This is a genomic window from Hymenobacter negativus, from assembly GCF_016056375.1.
Lineage (GTDB): Bacteria > Bacteroidota > Bacteroidia > Cytophagales > Hymenobacteraceae > Hymenobacter > Hymenobacter negativus_A.
The window spans coordinates 211525-226395 of record NZ_JAEDAE010000005.1; the positions used below are offsets into that span (position 1 = coordinate 211525).

The following is a 14871-nucleotide window of genomic DNA, read 5'->3' on the forward strand; positions in this document are numbered from 1 at the left end:
CCCATGCCCCTGCTCATCACCCCTGTCACCCCGCTTGCCACGCCATCGGGCCTGACCTGTGCCGTCCTGTATGCGATTGTCAACAAGGTCGAATTTGACCGCCTCCTGCGCCAGGGCTCTTTCTCCCTCGGCTACTACCTCAACGAATTGGCTTCACGGCCGGGCTCGGGCGTGTCGGAACTGCCCGTGGACTTGACGCGGGGGTATGCCTTCAGCATCCTGCCCGAACAGGCCGATGCGCTCGAAAGCCCGACGGCGTTTTGCGAAGCCTACGCGACACGCGAGCTGCTGGCCCTACTGCCCGGTGCCACCATTGAAACCGTCGAGTAACGCCCGGTGGCTGGTGGCGTTCCTGCTGGCCGCCGCCATTGCCGTGTACTGCTGCTGGCACTGCCCGGCGGCGGCGCTGCCCAAATTCTGATTCTACCATTTTTCATCTACCGCCGCGCGGTCTGCGCTTCAACCATGCCTCTACCCCTTCTCTGCTGCCTACTTGGCTTAGGCTCGACCATTATCATCGCCGTCATCGGCGGGCTGCTCAGCCGCAGCATCCGCCAAATGGATGAAAAGCTCGACACCAACTGCGACGCCGTGGCGGCCATCAAGGCCGATATGAAGGGTTACGAACTGCTGGCCCAGCACCTCACCGAGAAAAATAACAAGCTCGAGCAGAAGGTGGACACCCTCAGCAAGTCCCATGCGGAAATCGACAAGTTCATCGCGGTGCAGGTCGCGCTGCATAAAATCACCCCACCTCTTTAATCCTTTTTTCTGCTTATGCTCCGCAAGCTCACCCCCTACCTCCTATTCGGCGTCCTCGGCCTGCTCATGCTGGCCGGGGCGCAATTCTTCCCGCAGGCCATCGCCTGGCTCTACGACGCCACGGCCGGGCCCGGCTCCGCAGCCTCCGGCGCCATGGTGGCCGCCGGGCAGCAGGCCAGCGGCTGGGTGCCCTCGGCTACGGTGGCCAGCAAGTTCATCACGTTTGCCGGTGCCTACCTGCTGGCCGTGCTCCTGCCGTGGGGGGTGCAGCACCTGACGCACCCCATGCCGACCCGCTGGGCGAAGCTGCGCTACAGCAAAGCCTTTGCGCTGCTCGCGCGCGAAAAGCAATTCGCCGTGAACAATCACCTGCAACTGGTTAACGTCATTCGGGCCGCCGCCGCCCTGCTGTTTGCGGCGCTGGTCGTATGAGCAGGCTGCTAGTTGTTAGTTGCCTGTTGTTAGCTGTTAGCTTTCAGTTGTGCGCCCAGCCCACCCCTCTCCCTCGGGGAGGGGGTGCGGCAACCTGCACCCTCAACTTCCTCGCTTCCCTGCTGTGGGTGCGCGAAAGCCAGGGCTACAACGCCGGCCCCGGCGTGGCCCTGCTCGTCAAGGGTGGTGGCGGCAACTATGCCACGCGGCCCGAATACTGCGGCTTCACGCAGGCCTACGCCCAGCGACATTGCGGACTGCCGATTCCCCGCAACGGGATGCAGGGCGCGGCCAATGCTTGGTTTCCGCTCACTGGCCCCGATGCCTGGCGCACCGTGTTTCAGCGCGCCGCGGGCCGGGGTTCGATTGACAGCATCCGCGTGGGGCAGAAAGCCGGCTTCGACTATGGGGCCGGTATTCACCACGTCGGCGCCGTGGCGGAGCTAGGCCGAGCGGTGCGGGCTGGCCGGGCCCCGCGCTCGGTGTGGACCTGGGCCGGTAACGAGGGCACCAGCACGGCCGCTGGCGTGAAGCGCACCCTCTACCCCATCGGGGCCATTGATGGCTTGGCTAACTGGAATTGATATGCGCCTACTACTGCTCTCCTGCTGCCTGTTGGCACTTTCGTGCGGCCGGGGCGAATTCGCCGGCGTGGAAAGCGTCGGCACCACGGCCGATGATACCACCCGCGTGCCCGCCGACACCCGCATTGGCAAGCTGAAGGCCAAAACCGTCATCATCCAGCAGGGCACCGGCAACGTGGCCACGCCGACCGATAACACAAAGGCCGGCCAAAAAGGCGGCTCGGCCGCCACGGGCCCAGGCGCAGTGGCCAGCACCACTACTACCAAACCCGCCGGCTTGCCCTGGTGGGTGTTCGCCTTGGTGGGCGTGCTGAGCATTGCCGCGTGGGAATGGCTCACAGCAAAATTCAGCCTCACATCCTGGCTGCCGTGGCGGGTGAAGCCGGGTTAGCTAAATCCAGTTAACTTATAAGTGAAGTGTTATAAGCAAAAAGCCACGGCCGGTTGGTCGGGGCTTTTTGTTAAAATGTCAGCAATCAAATGATATGTCGACGTAGACGGCCTGCGCGTAGGTTGCCGGCACGACATCTCGTAATTGAAAGGGGTTTGTAGGATATGGAATACTTTTCATTTCCCATATGTACACGCGATTGGCGTCTTGCATATGAAATCCAATATGTGGGTCGCCATTACCGTCCGGTCTCACCTCAATAGTATGTTTCCCAGCGTCGACAAACGTGAACTTCAATACCCATTCGTCGTTGGTATCTGTGCTACTGATGTCCGCATAGAATTTAAACACCCCATTCGGAAACACTTGAAACAAGCCATTGCGCAACGACCCGTCGCCAGCGGTCAGTTGAAACGAAAAGTACTTGCGCTTGCCGGGTTCCTCAATTAGGGTAAACCGGCTGTTTGAGTAGTTTCTCATAGCCTTTTTTATTTTCCATAAACATAGTAATTAATCCGTATTGGACAACCAATCCGGCAGCTTCACGAACATCGCGTAATCCTCCAGCCGGTCATTCTCGGTGCCCGCCTCGAAGGCGAAAAGGTGCGTGACCTTGTTTTGGTCCACATCGTAGTTCAATTCGACGAAGAAGCCGCCGGGCATTTGGTAAAGCATGACAGCTTGGTGCACGTCGTCCCAGCGCCGGGCGAGGTAGTTGCCCACAGCGTGTACGGTGGCGAGTTGGGCCTCGTTGGGCAATAAACTGAATTGGTAGAAGGTCACGTCAGCATGATAAAAACATATGCAACGGCACGCAGCAATAGCCTTCTCCGGTTGCAAAATCGGGTGCAAATCAATAAAAAAGCCCCTCACGCTATCGTGAGAGGCTTTTTTGTGGGCCCAACTGGAATCGAACCAGTGACCTACTGATTATGAGTCAGTTGCTCTAACCGATTGAGCTATAGGCCCGGTGCTGGAGGCAGTCATCTTTCACCTCAACCCTGCCGTTGCCGGCCCTCCAACGGTGCAAAAGTACGACCTTCGCGGACGGAAAAACAAGCCAGCCCATGCTTCCCCACTTATTGTTCGATTTCGGCGGTGTTATCATCGATATTGATTACGACGCCACTCCTGTGGCTATGCGCCGGCTGAGCCGCGCCGGCAACACCATCCAGTTTTCGCAGGCCAGCCAGGCCGAGCTGTTCGACCGGTTCGAGACTGGCCAACTCTCCCCCGCCGAGTTCCGGGCTGGGCTGCGGGCAGCCTACGACCTTGACGCCACCGATGCCGAGCTTGACGCCGCCTGGCACGCCATGCTGCTCGACGTGCCCGCCGAGCGCCTGGCCCTCATCGGCGAGCTACGGCGGCAGGGCCACCAAACGGCGCTGCTCAGCAACACCAACACGCTGCACATTGCCGAAATCAACCAGCGACTCGCCGCCAAATATGGCTTCAAAAACGGCATTGCCGACGTGCTCGACCGCGTGTTCTACTCGCAGGAAGTAGGCCTGCGCAAGCCCGGCGAGGAAATATTCCGGCACGCGCTGCGCGAAATGAACTGGCGGCCCGAAGACGTGTTGTTCATCGAGGACAGCCCGCAGCACATTGCCACGGCCCGCCGCCTGGGGCTGCGGGTGCTGCACCTGGCCCCGCCGCTCACCCTCACCACTGCCCTGCCCGAAGCCCTCCGTGTCTTTCCCCGAGAATACCCCGTTGCCCATTCCTGAACCTGATTTCGCGGGTTTTCCTGCCGATGTAGCCGCTCCGGTGGCCACGGATGCGCCCGGCCGCCTGGCCCGGGCGCGGGCGCTGTTCCGGCGGTTCGAGCGGCCGGAGCCGTCGCCGGGCCGCACGGCGGCGGTGCACATCGGGCTATTTTTGATAACGCTTGTTACGACCACGCTGGCGGGCATTCAGCTCACGCGCGGCGCGGTCGATTTTCTACCGCTTGATGTATTTCTGTTGCGCGGGCCGGCCTTGTGGGCGGAAGTGCAGCGCGGGCTGTGGTTTGCGCTGCCGTTTCTGGGGGTGCTCACGGTGCACGAGTTTGGGCATTATTTCACGGCGCGCTACAACCGAGTGCGGAGTTCGCTGCCTTACTATATCCCCTTTCCGATGGGGCTGGGCACGTTCGGGGCCATCATTCGCATTCGGGAGCGGATTTTTTCGCGGCGCGAGTTTTTTGATATCGGGCTGGCCGGGCCATTGGCGGGCTTCCTGGTGGCGGTGCCGCTGCTGATTTACGGCTTTACGCACCTGCCGCCGCATAATACACTTTCTATTCCAGCTTCGGCAGATTTTACCCTGGCTCGCCCGCTGCTCTATCAATTCCTAGAAAAAACCTTTGCCGACCCCACCCGCCTGCCCCACCCGCTGGAGCTGCTGCACTACCCCGTGCTGCTGGCTGGCTCGCTCAGCCTGTTTTTCACGGCGCTGAACCTGCTGCCCATGGGCCAGCTCGACGGTGGGCACATCCTGTACGGGCTGCTGGGGCCGCGGCGCTTCAACCGCATGGTGCCGGTGCTGTTCACGGGCTTCATTTTTTATGCCGGGCTGGGGTTGTTTTCGCTGCACGACGACTGGCAAACCTGGCTCTATGGTGGGCCAGTGTACGCTGGGTATCTGGCCCTGATATTCTGGCGGGTGCTGCCCCGGCCGCGCCAGGGACTGTTGCTGGCGGCCGGCATCTGGGCGGCACAGCTGGCGGGGGCCGCGCTGCTGCCGGGCGTAGTGGGCAACCCCGGCTGGCTGGTGTTTGGGCTGCTGCTGGGGCGGTTTACAGGCATTTACCACCCGCCGGCTCCTGATGAGCGCGCCCTGAGCCTCGGCCGGCAGCTGCTAGGCTGGCTGATGGTGGTTATTTTTGTGCTTTGCTTCACGCCGAGCCCGTTTGCTTAAGAGGAATGCGATTTCCTGCAAAGGCATCTGTCATCCTGAGCTCGCGAAGGACCTTACCGCGTTCGCTTTATTGTAATTACGGCAAACTATTCCTGCTTGATAAGGTCCTTCGCTACGCTCAGGCTGACAGACGAATTCATTACGCCGCCTTCTCTCCCTTCCTTCTACCAATACCTACTCCTCCCCTGAATGATTTTTAGCCAAAAACAGCTTTTTTTGGGTACTACGCATCTTGAACTGCGGGCCGAAAGCCTCTACGTGTGCAAGCGCAACCCGCAGGGCGTGCCCACCCTCGAAACCGAGGTGCCCTACGAAGAAATTCTTCCTATTAAATCCGGCGAGCATCGCCACATTCCCACCAACCAGCTGCTGCTCACGGGGCTGCTGCTGGTGTTTCTGGGCTACGGCCCGTGGCGCGAGTGGCTGGCCACCGGGCACGCCGACATCGCGCTGTATTCGTGGTGGCTGGTTTTTGGGTTGAATGTGCTGGCCAGCTGGCTGCGCTTCGAGCAGCAGTGGTGCACGTTCCGGCTGCGCACGGCGCACCTGGCCGTCACGCTGGCCGGGCGGCCCTGGCAGCGCAAGCAGTTTCGGGCGCTGGTGGCGGAGCTGGAGCGCCGCACCAAAACCTACCTGCGCGACGAATACGGCCAGGTGAACCCGCTGGGCTTCATCGAGCCGCAACTGCGCCGCGTAGCCTGGCTGCACGAACTGGAAGTCCTCAGCGCCCCCGAAGCCCAAGCCCTGAGCACCCGCCTCACCGGCCGGCGCGGGGCTGCTACGCTCCGCAGCATGGGCCAGGAGTTGGAATCTCCCTACCTGAACTAACCGGCCGCCATGCCGCGCCCCGCCCCTGCTGCCGCGCTGGTGAGCATCATCATCCCCACTTATAATGAAGCGGAGGGCATTGCGACCCTGCTGCACCACCTGCGCCGGGCGGGCACGGCCACCGATGCGGCCGTGGAAATCATCGTGGCCGACAGCCCCGGTACCGATGCCACCGCCGCGCGGGCCCGGCAGGCCGGGGCCGGCGTAGTGGCCTGCCCGCGCAAGGGCCGCGCCGCCCAGCTCAACCACGGAGCGCGGCAAGCCACGGGCAGCATCCTGTATTTTCTGCACGCCGATTCGCTGCCGCCGGTGGGCTTTTTGGCCGATATCCGGCGGGCGGTGGCGGCGGGGTATGGCTGCGGCTGCTTCCGGCTGGCATTTGATATGCCGCACTGGTTCTTGCGGGCGCATGCCTGGTTCACGCGCTTCGATGTGGCCCTGGCGCGCTTTGGTGACCAGAGCTTATTTGTGGAGCGGACCATCTTTGAGCAGGCCGGCGGCTATCGCGAGGACCTGCTCATCCTGGAAGACCAGGAAATTACGCGGCGGCTCCGGCGGCTGACGCGGTTGCGGGTGCTGCCCGACCCCATCATCACTTCGGCCCGCAAATACCGTGAGAATGGCGTTTTTCGGCTTCAAGCGGCTTTTTACCTGCTCACGGGGCTGTATTATCTGGGTGTAGGCCAGTTCACTTTGCTGCGGGTGTACCGGGCTCTCATCCGACAGGACAAGCTGTAGCCTCGGTGCCGGAACTGGTTGCACCAGGCAACGGTTGGCCATTCGGGCCCGAGCGACCCAGCAACGGACACTTACCGACAGCTTTTGCCCCTATTCACTACAATCCAGCATTGTCCCCACTGCCGTTTATGTCGTTAGGGATAACCTGAATCATGGGCCGTTGGCCTATCTTTGCCCTCGTAGCTTCTGCTTTATGCACCGCATTCTGGCTTTTTTCCTCGTCGCGCTTATGCTGCTCCAGACCTTGGGGCAGGAAGTGTTGGTCGTGGATTATCAGCTGAACAAGGCGCGTATCACGGAGCTGTACTGCGTGAACAAAGCCAAGCCGGTGCTGCATTGCAACGGCAAGTGCCACCTGGCCCAGCAGCTGCGCAAAGCCGAGGGCGGCGACAAAAAAGCCCCCGAGCTACTGGCCAAGGTGAAGTACGAGGTGCTGCCCACGGCCGCCTTGCAGCTGCTCCAGCCACAGCGCTGGCCCGCCGCCGCCCGGCCCTATGCCCGCCCGGCAATGGTGCGCTACACGGGTGTACCTGGCCGGGGCGTACTCCGCCCACCCCTTCTATCCATCTGATTGTGGCTTAGGGCTTTCTGCGCAGCAGGAGGCCGGCCAATTTGCGGGTTCCGCCGGATTTTCGGCGAGCCCGATGCGCGCGCACGCGCTGTTTTTCAATCAGTTGTTGATTCCCCTTCCCCGCTTTTCCAATGAAACGCTTTTCAATTTCCGCCCTTTCCTGCACGTTCGCCCTCGCTATGCTTGCCCTCGCGGGCTGCAAGAAAGATGTGGTGGTGGCCGCGCCGCCCACGGTTTCCCTCGAATTTGAGCAGACCGTAGGGACCGACCCGCTGGTGCTCGACACCAAAACCTATAATACCCTGGCCGGCGAACAGTTCACGGTCAACACCTTCCGGCAGTACATCTCCAACATCGTCTTCACCAAAACCGACGGCTCGACCTACGCCGTGCCCGACAGTTACTACCTGCTGGATGCGGCCAAGCCCGACAACCAGCACATCACGCTCACCGGCGTGCCGGAGGGCGATTACAAGGGCCTGACCTTCACCATTGGGGTCGACAGCCTGCACAACGTTTCGGGGGCCCAGAAGGGCGCGCTCGACCCTAACAACAAGATGTTCTGGACCTGGAACTCGGGCTATATCTTCACCAAGCTGGAAGGTTCCTCGCCCCAGTCCCGCACCACGGCTCTCACCTTCCACGTCGGCGGATTTCAAAAGCCGTACAATGCCGTGCGCACAGTTTCGCCGGCCTTCCAGGCTGGCACCACCCTGCTGGTGCGGGCCGGCCACAACCCCGAAATCCACCTGAATCAGGACCTGCAGAAGATGTTCAGCGGGCCGAACACCATTCGCTTCGGTGGCACTGGTTCGATGATTGAGATTATGTCGGCGGGCCCCAACGCCGTGATGATGGCCGATAACTACGCGGCCGGCATGTTCTCCGTCGAGCACATTCACGCCAACTAGCCCGGCCATGCGCCGCGCATTAGTTGCCTCGCTGGCCTGCGGGCTGGCGGGGCTGCTCCTGGCGGGTTGCGGCCTCAGCGACGTGGTGGCACCGGATTCTTCGGTGCCCGGCACCGTTCTCCCGGCCAATTTCCCCGCCCCCGTGTACGCCCTCGATGCCAACCCGCCCACGCCGGCGGCGTTTGCGCTGGGCCGTAGCTTGTTCTACGATGCGCGGCTTTCGCGCGACGGCTCGGTGTCGTGCGGCAGCTGCCACCAGCAGTTTGTGGCGTTTGCCAATGCCGACCACCGCCTGAGCCACGGCGTGAACAACCGCCTGGGCACGCGCAACGCCCCGGCGCTGCAAAACCTGCGCTGGAAACCAGATTTTTTCTGGGATGGCGGGCCGAAAAACCTCGAAACGCTGCCCCTGGCTCCGCTCACCAACCCGCTGGAGATGGACGAGACGCTGGACCACGTCCTGGCCAAGCTTAATGCTGACGCTGACTATCCGCGCCGTTTCGCGGCCGTGTATGGCCCCGGCCCCATCGATTCGTATCAGTTTTTGCGGGCGCTGGCGCAGTTCACGGCTTCGCTCACCTCGGCCAACTCGCGCTACGACCAAGTGGTGCGGGGCGAAGGCAACGCCGTACTCACGGCCAGCGAGGGGCGCGGCCGGATGCTGGTGACGCAGAAATGCGCCAGCTGCCACGCTACCGACTTATTTACCGACGAGTCGTTCCGCAACAACGGCCTGAGCACCAGTTTCGGGGCCGACTCGGGGCGCGCCCACATCACCGGCCGGGCCACCGACGTGGGCCGCTTTAAGGTGCCGAGCCTGCGCAACGTGGCCCTCACCGGTCCCTACATGCACGACGGCCGCTTCACTACGTTGGCGCAGGTGCTGGCCCATTACGACCACGGCGTGCAGGCTTCGCCTACCCTTGATGCCGCGCTGCGGCCGGCCGGCGCACCGCTAGGCATTCCCCTCACGGCCACCGAGCAGGCCGACATCATCGCCTTTCTCAACACGCTTACCGACGACTCGTTTATCCATGATGCGCGGCTGGCCGAGCAGCGTTAGGCTTCAGCATTCACTTCCATGACCATCAAGAAATTTATTCTCATTGCCTTGCTAATGAGCGGGCTGGCGCGGCCCGGCCGGGCATGCGACATCTGCGGCTGCTTCATGGGCATCACGCCCTACGACAACCAAAGCAGCTTCAGCCTGATGCACCGCTACCGCATCTTCAACGGCTACCAGGCGCTGGGGCAGTCGGCGCAGTTTTTTCCGGCGGGGGCGCGGCCGTTTTTCCCCTCGCCTCTCAATGGCGACAACGGCTACGCGCACTCCCACCACGGCGACCCGACCGATTTCGAAGCCTTCCGGGTGATTGAGCTGCGGGGCAAATACTTCCTCTCGCAGCGCGTGGAACTGAACGCTTTCGTGCCCTACGTGATGAATACTTCCCAGATAAACGGCCGGCAGCTGAACTCGGCCGGCGTGGGCGACGTGACGGTTTTTGCCGGCTACCACCTCATCCGGGCCATCGAAACGGCGGGCGTGCAGAGCCGGCTCATCGTGGGCGGCGGCGTGAAGCTGCCCACCGGCGAGTACACCCGCCAGAACGCGCAGGGCCAGCGCTACCCGCTGTTGAACCAGGTGGGCACCGGCACCACCGACGGCTTTGTGTACGCCAACTACATCGGCAGCTTCCACAGCTTCGGGCTGAGCGTGAACAGCAGCTACCGGCGCTCCAACGAAAACACGTTCAGCAACAGCCTGGCCCCGAGCACGGCTACCTACGCCAGTCTGTTCTACCGGGTGCCGCTGGGCGAAAACTGGCAGATTTACCCCTCAGCGCAGTTTTTCTACGAGAAAACCAAGGGCGAAATGCTCGACGGCCACCTCACCGGCGAGCACGCCATGAACAACGCCCTGCTGGGCCCGGGGCTGGACGTGTACTACAAAAACGTGTCCTTGAACACCAGCTTTCAGCTGCCCATCTACACCGCCGCCACGGACCACCCGGCCAGCGCCGGCCGGATGGTAGTGTCCGTCGGTTACAGCTTTAAGCAGACCAAATACCTGCTCCACGGCAAAAGCTGAGCACTAGGAACCTGGGCGCGCGGGGTGCGTAGGCAGGGGTTCACCAACCTTTTTTCCAATGTCTGTTTCCCTCAACCCGCAGGCCGTGGCCTACGCCCGCCGCCTGATTAAGGACGGTAAAATCAAGAACGACGAAGGCCACTGGGGCCAGCACAACCCCAATACAAGCAAGGAAAACGCTTTTCTCGAAAAGCACGAGATGGAAGAGTATGCCAACTGGCATCTCGGCCTCGACAAAAGCGCGGGCGTGGATGCCAAAGCGGCCTACAAATTCCCCTACGGCGACTTCAAAACCGTGCACCGTGACGGCCTCATCGCCGCCAAGGAGCGCGCTGCCCAGCAAGGCTACGCCGACATCGAAAAAGCTGCCGACGAACTGCTGGGGCTGCTGGAGAAGGCCGCCAAGTAGTGCCCCGGCCGCTTCCTATAATTCAGCAGGATTGAGCCAGCGCATGGCCGCCCCCTCGTCTTCAAACAAGCCGATATCGAAGGGCCGGGCGGGGTCGAGGACGTAGGCCACGTATTTATTCTGGGCGGGGTCCGAAGTGTAGGCTTCGGTGAGGGCCGGCGAGTTGAGCACGGCCATGCGCAGGCGGCGGGGCGCCAAGCGCTGGGTAGCTTGCGGATAGAACACATTGGTGACCCAATCGCTGAGGTCGGCCGGAATTTTGTTCCGGCGCCGCACATCCAGTAGCCAGTCGCTGATGCCGTGCTCTTCGGCGGCGGCCAGCATTTGGGCGTAGTCGGCCTGCACCTCTTCGAAAGTGGCGTGGCTGTGCCAGCGCACCACCATCACCCGCAAATCGGGGCGGAAGGAAATACTGCGGGACGGAAGCTCAATGGTTTGATGCATGGGCCAAAAGTACGCCGTCCAACCTGTCGGGCAGTTCTTATTATCAAACCCAAAGCCCTGCCTACCTGCGCAGCCAGGGCTTTTTTGTGGCCTATTTGGGCACAAAGCGGTAGAGTACCAGCCCGATGCCGGAGAAAATCAGGCTGGGTACCCAGGCCGCCAGCATGGGCGAGAGCTGCCCCACCTGCGCCAGGTTGCGGCTGAACATCACGAAGAAGATAAAAACGAAGGCCAGCACGAACCCCAGCGCAATTTGCCCACCCACGCCGGCCCGCGCCTTGCGAGCGCTGAGCGTGACGCCAATCAGGGCCAGGATGAAGATGGCGAAGGGGTAAGCGTAGCGCTCGTATTTATCGCTCTGGTAGGTTTGCGTGTCGCTGGCCCCGCGCTCGATTTTGGTGCGAATCAGGCCGTTGAGCTCGGGCAGGGTGAGGGTTTCGGCCAGGTGATAGTCGCTGCCGAAATCCTTGGGAAAGAGGTTCAGGGTGGTGTCGCGGGCGGGCAGGGTTTGCAGTGTTTCGTCCTGCAAGCCGCGAAAGGTGCGTATCAGCTGCGGCGACAAATGCCACGCGTGCCGGGTCGAATCCCAGTTAATGGCATCGGCCGTGAGGCGGCGGCGCAGTACCGTGCCGTCCACGGTTTCGAGGGCGAAGTGGAAGCCGATGTTGCTGATGTTGTCGTAGCTCTCCATGTACACGTAGTGGCGCGGCCCAATTTTGATGTGCACGTTGCGCCCCTCATAGCGCCAGGGGCTTTTCACGTAGGCGCGCTCGAACTGCACGCGGTGCTTGTTGCCCAGCGGCAGCACCCAGCCCACCACCGCAAACGTGAGCACGCCCAGCAACCCGGCCCCCACCGCATACGGCACCAACAGCCGCCGGAAGCTGACGCCCGAGGCCATAATGGCCACAATTTCGGTGCGCACCGCCAGCTGCGCCGTCACAAACACCACGGCAATAAACACCGTGATGGGCGAGAGCATATTGGCGAAATACGGGAACACATACACGTAGTAGCCGAAAATGATTTTGTGCCCGGACAGCCCGTGGCGCAGAAAATCGTCGTTTTTCTCGGTGTAGTCAATCACGCAAATCACCGATACGAGCAGCACCACGGTGAAAAAAAACGCCGTGAGAAACTTGCGAATGATGTACCGGTCGAGGATACGCACGAGCTTTAAATAAATATTCAATATATAAAATACAAAGACTAATTTGAATCCTACCTTTAGCGGGCTAATTCACCCTGCTTTTCGCCATGGCTCCCGTCCTCCCCTGGCTGCGGGCGCGCCCCTGGGTGCCCGCCGTGCTGGCCCTGCTGATGCTGCCGCCGGCCCTGCTGCTCAACCTGGGCCTGCTCCCGCTCATCGCCGATGAGCCCATCCGGGCGCTGGTGGCCCTGGAGCTGAAGCTGCACGGCAATTTCTTCGTTTCGACACTGCAGGGCGAGTATTATTTCAATAAGCCGCCACTGTTCAACTGGCTGCTGCTGGGGTTTTTCCGGCTGTTTGGCTCCGTCGAGGAGTGGGTGATTCGGCTGCCCACGGTGTTGGCGCTGCTAGGCATGGGGGCCAGCCTGTACTACTTCGTGAGCCGCCGGCTGGGCCGAATGCTGGGCGTAGCGGCCGCACTGGCTTTCGTCACCAGCGGGCGCATGCTGTTCTACGACTCCTTCCTCGGGCTTATCGACACGCTGCACGCCCTGGTCACCTACCTCGGCTTCATGGCGGTGTTTGAGCTGGGCGCGCGGCGGCGCTGGGCGGCCCTGTTTGTGGTGAGCTACGCCCTTACGGCTGTGGGCTTTCTGCTGAAGGGGCTGCCGTCGCTGGTGTTTCAGGGGGTGGCGCTGGGGGTGTATTTCGGGTTGGTTGACGGCCACTGGCGGCGGCTGTTATCGGGGGCGCACGCGCTGGGGCTGGGCGTGCTGCTGGGGCTGGCGGGCGGCTACTTTGCCGTGTACAGCCATTTTCACCCGCTGCACGACTACCTCGCCACGCTCCTCGACCAGTCGACGCAACGCACCGTGGCCGCCCACGCCTGGCGGGAGTCGCTGGCCCACCTGGTGAAGTTTCCGTTCGATTTCATCTCCGATTTCCTGCCCTGGACCCTACTGCTGCTGTGCCTGGTCCGGCCCGGCTGGCGGCAGGTGCTGCGCGGGCGGCCCTTCCTGCGCTACAATGCGCTGCTGTTTGTGGCGCTCACGCCGGTGTTCTGGCTGTCGCCGGGCACCATTCCGCGCTATTTGTTCGTGCTCACGCCGCTGGGCTTCACGGTGGCGGTTTATTTCTACCAGCAGTTTCGGGCCGAGAGCCGCTGGCCCCACCGGGTGCTCGATACCGTGCTGCTCACGGCCATGGCACTGGTCAGCCTGAGCTTGGTGGCCGTGCCCTGGATACCCGCCGCCGCCGTGCAGCCCGGCGTGGCCTGGAAATCAGGACTGGGGGTGCTGGCCCTGGCCGGCTGCACGCTGGCCTTCTGGTACCTGCCGGCCCAGCGGCTGGCGTGGCTGGGGCTGTTTTTGCTGTGCATGCGCGTGGTGTTCAACTGGTTTGTGCTGCCGGCCCGCCTGCTCACCCGCGACGAAACGCCCTATCGCACGGCGGCCATCCGGGTGGCGCAGATAGCCGGCAGCGCCCCGGTGTACAAGCTGGCCGATACCCACGTCGACAACGACGAGGCTTTTTACATCACGCGGGGCACGGGCCACATCGTGTATTCGTCCACGTCGCCACTGCTGCCCGCCGCGCCCGCCAAAAACGCTTTCTACCTGGCCGAAGACCGGTACCTCACCGGCCGGCGCTACCGCCAGTACTATGAGTTCGTCATCGACCGGGGCATCCGGCTGCACTTGGTAAAATTCGACCAGTCAGATTTATTTTCATCGTCAAACCGCTGATTCAACTGCCTCCCCGCATCTTGACCCTCCCACCCCGCCTGCGCGCCCCCCTCCTCCTGCTGCTGAAGCTGGGGCTGCTGGCGGCCGCGCTGTGGTTTGTGTTTCGCCGCATCAGCCCGCGCCAGATTGGGCAGGTGCTGGCCAGCGTGCAGCTGGGGTGGCTGGGGCTGGCGGTGGGGCTGTTCGCGGCGTCGAAATGGCTGGCGGCCCGCCGCCTCAACTATTTTCAGCGGGCCATCGGGGTCGATTTGTCCGAGGCCGCCAACCTGCGCCTCTATTGGCTGGGCATGTTTTATAACTTGTTCCTGCCCGGCGGCATCGGCGGCGACGGCTACAAGGTGCTGGTGCTGCGGAGGGCCTACCCTACCAAAACCGCTGCCCTGGTTCGCGCCCTGGTGCTGGACCGCGTGAGCGGCCTGCTGGCGCTGGGGGTGCTGCTGGTGGCGCTGGCGTGGGTAGTGCCCCTGCCGTTGCCTGGGCTATGGGTGTGGCGCGGGGTGGCCGGCCTGGGGGCGGCGGGGCTGCTGCTGGGTGGCGCGGCCGTTACGGAGCGGTGGTTTGCGCCGTTTGGCCCCACGTACTGGCGCACGCAGGGGCTGGCGCTGGGGGTGCAGGCGGCTCAGTTGCTGTGCACGCTGGCTTTGCTGGCCGCTACGCACACCGTCGCGCAACAACCGGCGTATCTGCTGGTGTTTTTGGCGTCGTCGGTGGCAGCCGCGTTGCCGTTCACGGTGGGCGGGGCTGGCGCGCGCGAGGTGGTGTTTCTGCTCGGGGCGCAGTGGCTGGGGCTCGATGCGGCGGTATCGGTCAGCCTCAGCCTGCTCTTTTACCTGCTGTCGGCGGCGGTGGCGTTGCCTGGGGCATTGGTAGGCGAAGGCAGCTGGAATGCGGTTGAGCGAGGTTGAAAACCGGTTTTTAC

At 62.5% G+C, this 14871-nt stretch carries 19 protein-coding genes and 1 tRNA gene; 16 read left to right on the forward strand and 4 right to left on the reverse strand.

Annotated features, from left to right (window positions below; all coding sequences use genetic code 11):
* Positions 1-3: 3 nt before the first annotated feature.
* The 5 genes from I7X13_RS13145 to I7X13_RS13165 all read left to right on the forward strand — a co-directional run bounded on the left by I7X13_RS13145 (position 4) and on the right by I7X13_RS13165 (position 2169).
* Positions 4-330, forward strand: a complete 327-nt coding sequence (locus tag I7X13_RS13145) for a hypothetical protein (protein WP_198075852.1) — start codon at positions 4-6, stop codon at positions 328-330.
* 135 nt (positions 331-465) lie between these two features.
* Positions 466-762 (forward strand): hypothetical protein, encoded by a 297-nt coding sequence (locus I7X13_RS13150; RefSeq protein WP_198075853.1) that lies wholly within the window; start codon positions 466-468, stop codon positions 760-762.
* 15 nt (positions 763-777) lie between these two features.
* Complete coding sequence (locus I7X13_RS13155) at positions 778-1194, forward strand: hypothetical protein (protein WP_198075854.1); 417 nt, start codon at positions 778-780, stop codon at positions 1192-1194.
* Between the two features lie 128 nt (positions 1195-1322).
* Positions 1323-1778: a hypothetical protein gene (locus I7X13_RS13160; RefSeq protein ID WP_198075855.1), complete on the forward strand. Its 456-nt coding sequence runs from the start codon at positions 1323-1325 to the stop codon at positions 1776-1778.
* Between the two features lies 1 nt (position 1779).
* The gene (locus tag I7X13_RS13165) at positions 1780-2169 is read left to right on the forward strand and encodes a hypothetical protein (protein ID WP_198075856.1); all 390 of its coding nucleotides are present in this window, start codon (positions 1780-1782) and stop codon (positions 2167-2169) included.
* Between the two features lie 510 nt (positions 2170-2679).
* On the opposite strand, the gene I7X13_RS13170 is transcribed toward I7X13_RS13165, so the two are convergent.
* Together I7X13_RS13170 and I7X13_RS13175 are read right to left on the reverse strand one after the other, a co-directional pair.
* A complete protein-coding gene (locus tag I7X13_RS13170) occupies positions 2680-2952 on the reverse strand; it encodes a hypothetical protein (protein WP_198075857.1) in 273 nt (90 codons plus the stop codon).
* Between the two features lie 112 nt (positions 2953-3064).
* Positions 3065-3138, reverse strand: a tRNA-Ile gene (locus I7X13_RS13175).
* 98 nt (positions 3139-3236) lie between these two features.
* Between I7X13_RS13175 and I7X13_RS13180 the strand changes: the two genes are divergently transcribed.
* The 9 genes from I7X13_RS13180 (at position 3237) to I7X13_RS13220 (ending at position 10613) form a co-directional block, all read left to right on the forward strand.
* Positions 3237-3896: an HAD family hydrolase gene (locus I7X13_RS13180; protein ID WP_198075858.1), complete on the forward strand. Its 660-nt coding sequence runs from the start codon at positions 3237-3239 to the stop codon at positions 3894-3896.
* Entirely contained in the window at positions 3883-5067 is a 1185-nt protein-coding gene (locus I7X13_RS13185) for a site-2 protease family protein (protein ID WP_233454781.1), read from the forward strand. The genes I7X13_RS13180 and I7X13_RS13185 overlap by 14 nt, the downstream gene beginning before the upstream one ends.
* A 189-nt stretch (positions 5068-5256) precedes the next feature.
* Positions 5257-5895, forward strand: a complete 639-nt coding sequence (locus I7X13_RS13190; protein WP_198075859.1) for a hypothetical protein — start codon at positions 5257-5259, stop codon at positions 5893-5895.
* Positions 5896-5904: 9 nt separating this feature from the next.
* Positions 5905-6633 (forward strand): TIGR04283 family arsenosugar biosynthesis glycosyltransferase, encoded by a 729-nt coding sequence (locus I7X13_RS13195; protein WP_198075860.1) that lies wholly within the window; start codon positions 5905-5907, stop codon positions 6631-6633.
* Positions 6634-6826: 193 nt separating this feature from the next.
* Positions 6827-7204, forward strand: coding sequence for a hypothetical protein (locus tag I7X13_RS13200; RefSeq protein ID WP_198075861.1), 378 nt, complete (start codon positions 6827-6829; stop codon positions 7202-7204).
* A gap of 179 nt (positions 7205-7383) precedes the next feature.
* Positions 7384-8115 (forward strand): MbnP family protein, encoded by a 732-nt coding sequence (locus tag I7X13_RS13205; RefSeq protein WP_198075862.1) that lies wholly within the window; start codon positions 7384-7386, stop codon positions 8113-8115.
* Between the two features lie 7 nt (positions 8116-8122).
* Positions 8123-9178: a cytochrome-c peroxidase gene (locus I7X13_RS13210; protein WP_198075863.1), complete on the forward strand. Its 1056-nt coding sequence runs from the start codon at positions 8123-8125 to the stop codon at positions 9176-9178.
* Positions 9179-9196: 18 nt separating this feature from the next.
* Positions 9197-10204 (forward strand): hypothetical protein, encoded by a 1008-nt coding sequence (locus I7X13_RS13215; RefSeq protein ID WP_198075864.1) that lies wholly within the window; start codon positions 9197-9199, stop codon positions 10202-10204.
* 58 nt (positions 10205-10262) lie between these two features.
* Positions 10263-10613 carry a hypothetical protein gene (locus I7X13_RS13220; RefSeq protein WP_198075865.1) on the forward strand — a complete coding sequence of 117 codons (351 nt, stop codon included), beginning with the start codon at positions 10263-10265 and terminating at the stop codon, positions 10611-10613.
* Between the two features lie 15 nt (positions 10614-10628).
* Here the strand turns inward: I7X13_RS13220 and I7X13_RS13225 are convergent, their stop codons facing one another.
* Positions 10629-11057, reverse strand: a complete 429-nt coding sequence (locus I7X13_RS13225; RefSeq protein WP_198066493.1) for a hypothetical protein — start codon at positions 11055-11057, stop codon at positions 10629-10631.
* Positions 11058-11148: 91 nt separating this feature from the next.
* Positions 11149-12249: an LptF/LptG family permease gene (locus I7X13_RS13230; RefSeq protein ID WP_213019080.1), complete on the reverse strand. Its 1101-nt coding sequence runs from the start codon at positions 12247-12249 to the stop codon at positions 11149-11151.
* Between the two features lie 65 nt (positions 12250-12314).
* Between I7X13_RS13230 and I7X13_RS13235 the strand changes: the two genes are divergently transcribed.
* Together I7X13_RS13235 and I7X13_RS13240 are read left to right on the forward strand one after the other, a co-directional pair.
* Entirely contained in the window at positions 12315-13952 is a 1638-nt protein-coding gene (locus I7X13_RS13235; protein ID WP_198075867.1) for an ArnT family glycosyltransferase, read from the forward strand.
* Positions 13953-13972: 20 nt separating this feature from the next.
* Positions 13973-14857 (forward strand): lysylphosphatidylglycerol synthase transmembrane domain-containing protein, encoded by an 885-nt coding sequence (locus I7X13_RS13240; protein WP_198075868.1) that lies wholly within the window; start codon positions 13973-13975, stop codon positions 14855-14857.
* The last annotated feature ends 14 nt before the right edge of the window (positions 14858-14871 follow it).

Excerpts from the sequence above, each read along its gene's own strand:
- I7X13_RS13155 (WP_198075854.1), top strand. The coding sequence starts at position 778 with ATGCTCCGCAAGCTCACCCCCTACCTCCTATTCGGCGTCCTCGGCCTG.
- I7X13_RS13205 (WP_198075862.1), top strand. The coding sequence starts at position 7,384 with ATGCTTGCCCTCGCGGGCTGCAAGAAAGATGTGGTGGTGGCCGCGCCG.
- I7X13_RS13220 (WP_198075865.1), top strand. The coding sequence starts at position 10,263 with ATGTCTGTTTCCCTCAACCCGCAGGCCGTGGCCTACGCCCGCCGCCTG.
- I7X13_RS13225 (WP_198066493.1), bottom strand. The coding sequence starts at position 11,057 with ATGCATCAAACCATTGAGCTTCCGTCCCGCAGTATTTCCTTCCGCCCC.
- I7X13_RS13190 (WP_198075859.1), top strand. The coding sequence starts at position 5,257 with ATGATTTTTAGCCAAAAACAGCTTTTTTTGGGTACTACGCATCTTGAA.
- I7X13_RS13150 (WP_198075853.1), top strand. The coding sequence starts at position 466 with ATGCCTCTACCCCTTCTCTGCTGCCTACTTGGCTTAGGCTCGACCATT.
- I7X13_RS13210 (WP_198075863.1), top strand. The coding sequence starts at position 8,123 with ATGCGCCGCGCATTAGTTGCCTCGCTGGCCTGCGGGCTGGCGGGGCTG.
- I7X13_RS13215 (WP_198075864.1), top strand. The coding sequence starts at position 9,197 with ATGACCATCAAGAAATTTATTCTCATTGCCTTGCTAATGAGCGGGCTG.
- I7X13_RS13180 (WP_198075858.1), top strand. The coding sequence starts at position 3,237 with ATGCTTCCCCACTTATTGTTCGATTTCGGCGGTGTTATCATCGATATT.
- I7X13_RS13165 (WP_198075856.1), top strand. The coding sequence starts at position 1,780 with ATGCGCCTACTACTGCTCTCCTGCTGCCTGTTGGCACTTTCGTGCGGC.
- I7X13_RS13145 (WP_198075852.1), top strand. The coding sequence starts at position 4 with ATGCCCCTGCTCATCACCCCTGTCACCCCGCTTGCCACGCCATCGGGC.
- I7X13_RS13200 (WP_198075861.1), top strand. The coding sequence starts at position 6,827 with ATGCACCGCATTCTGGCTTTTTTCCTCGTCGCGCTTATGCTGCTCCAG.
- I7X13_RS13195 (WP_198075860.1), top strand. The coding sequence starts at position 5,905 with ATGCCGCGCCCCGCCCCTGCTGCCGCGCTGGTGAGCATCATCATCCCC.
- I7X13_RS13235 (WP_198075867.1), top strand. The coding sequence starts at position 12,315 with ATGGCTCCCGTCCTCCCCTGGCTGCGGGCGCGCCCCTGGGTGCCCGCC.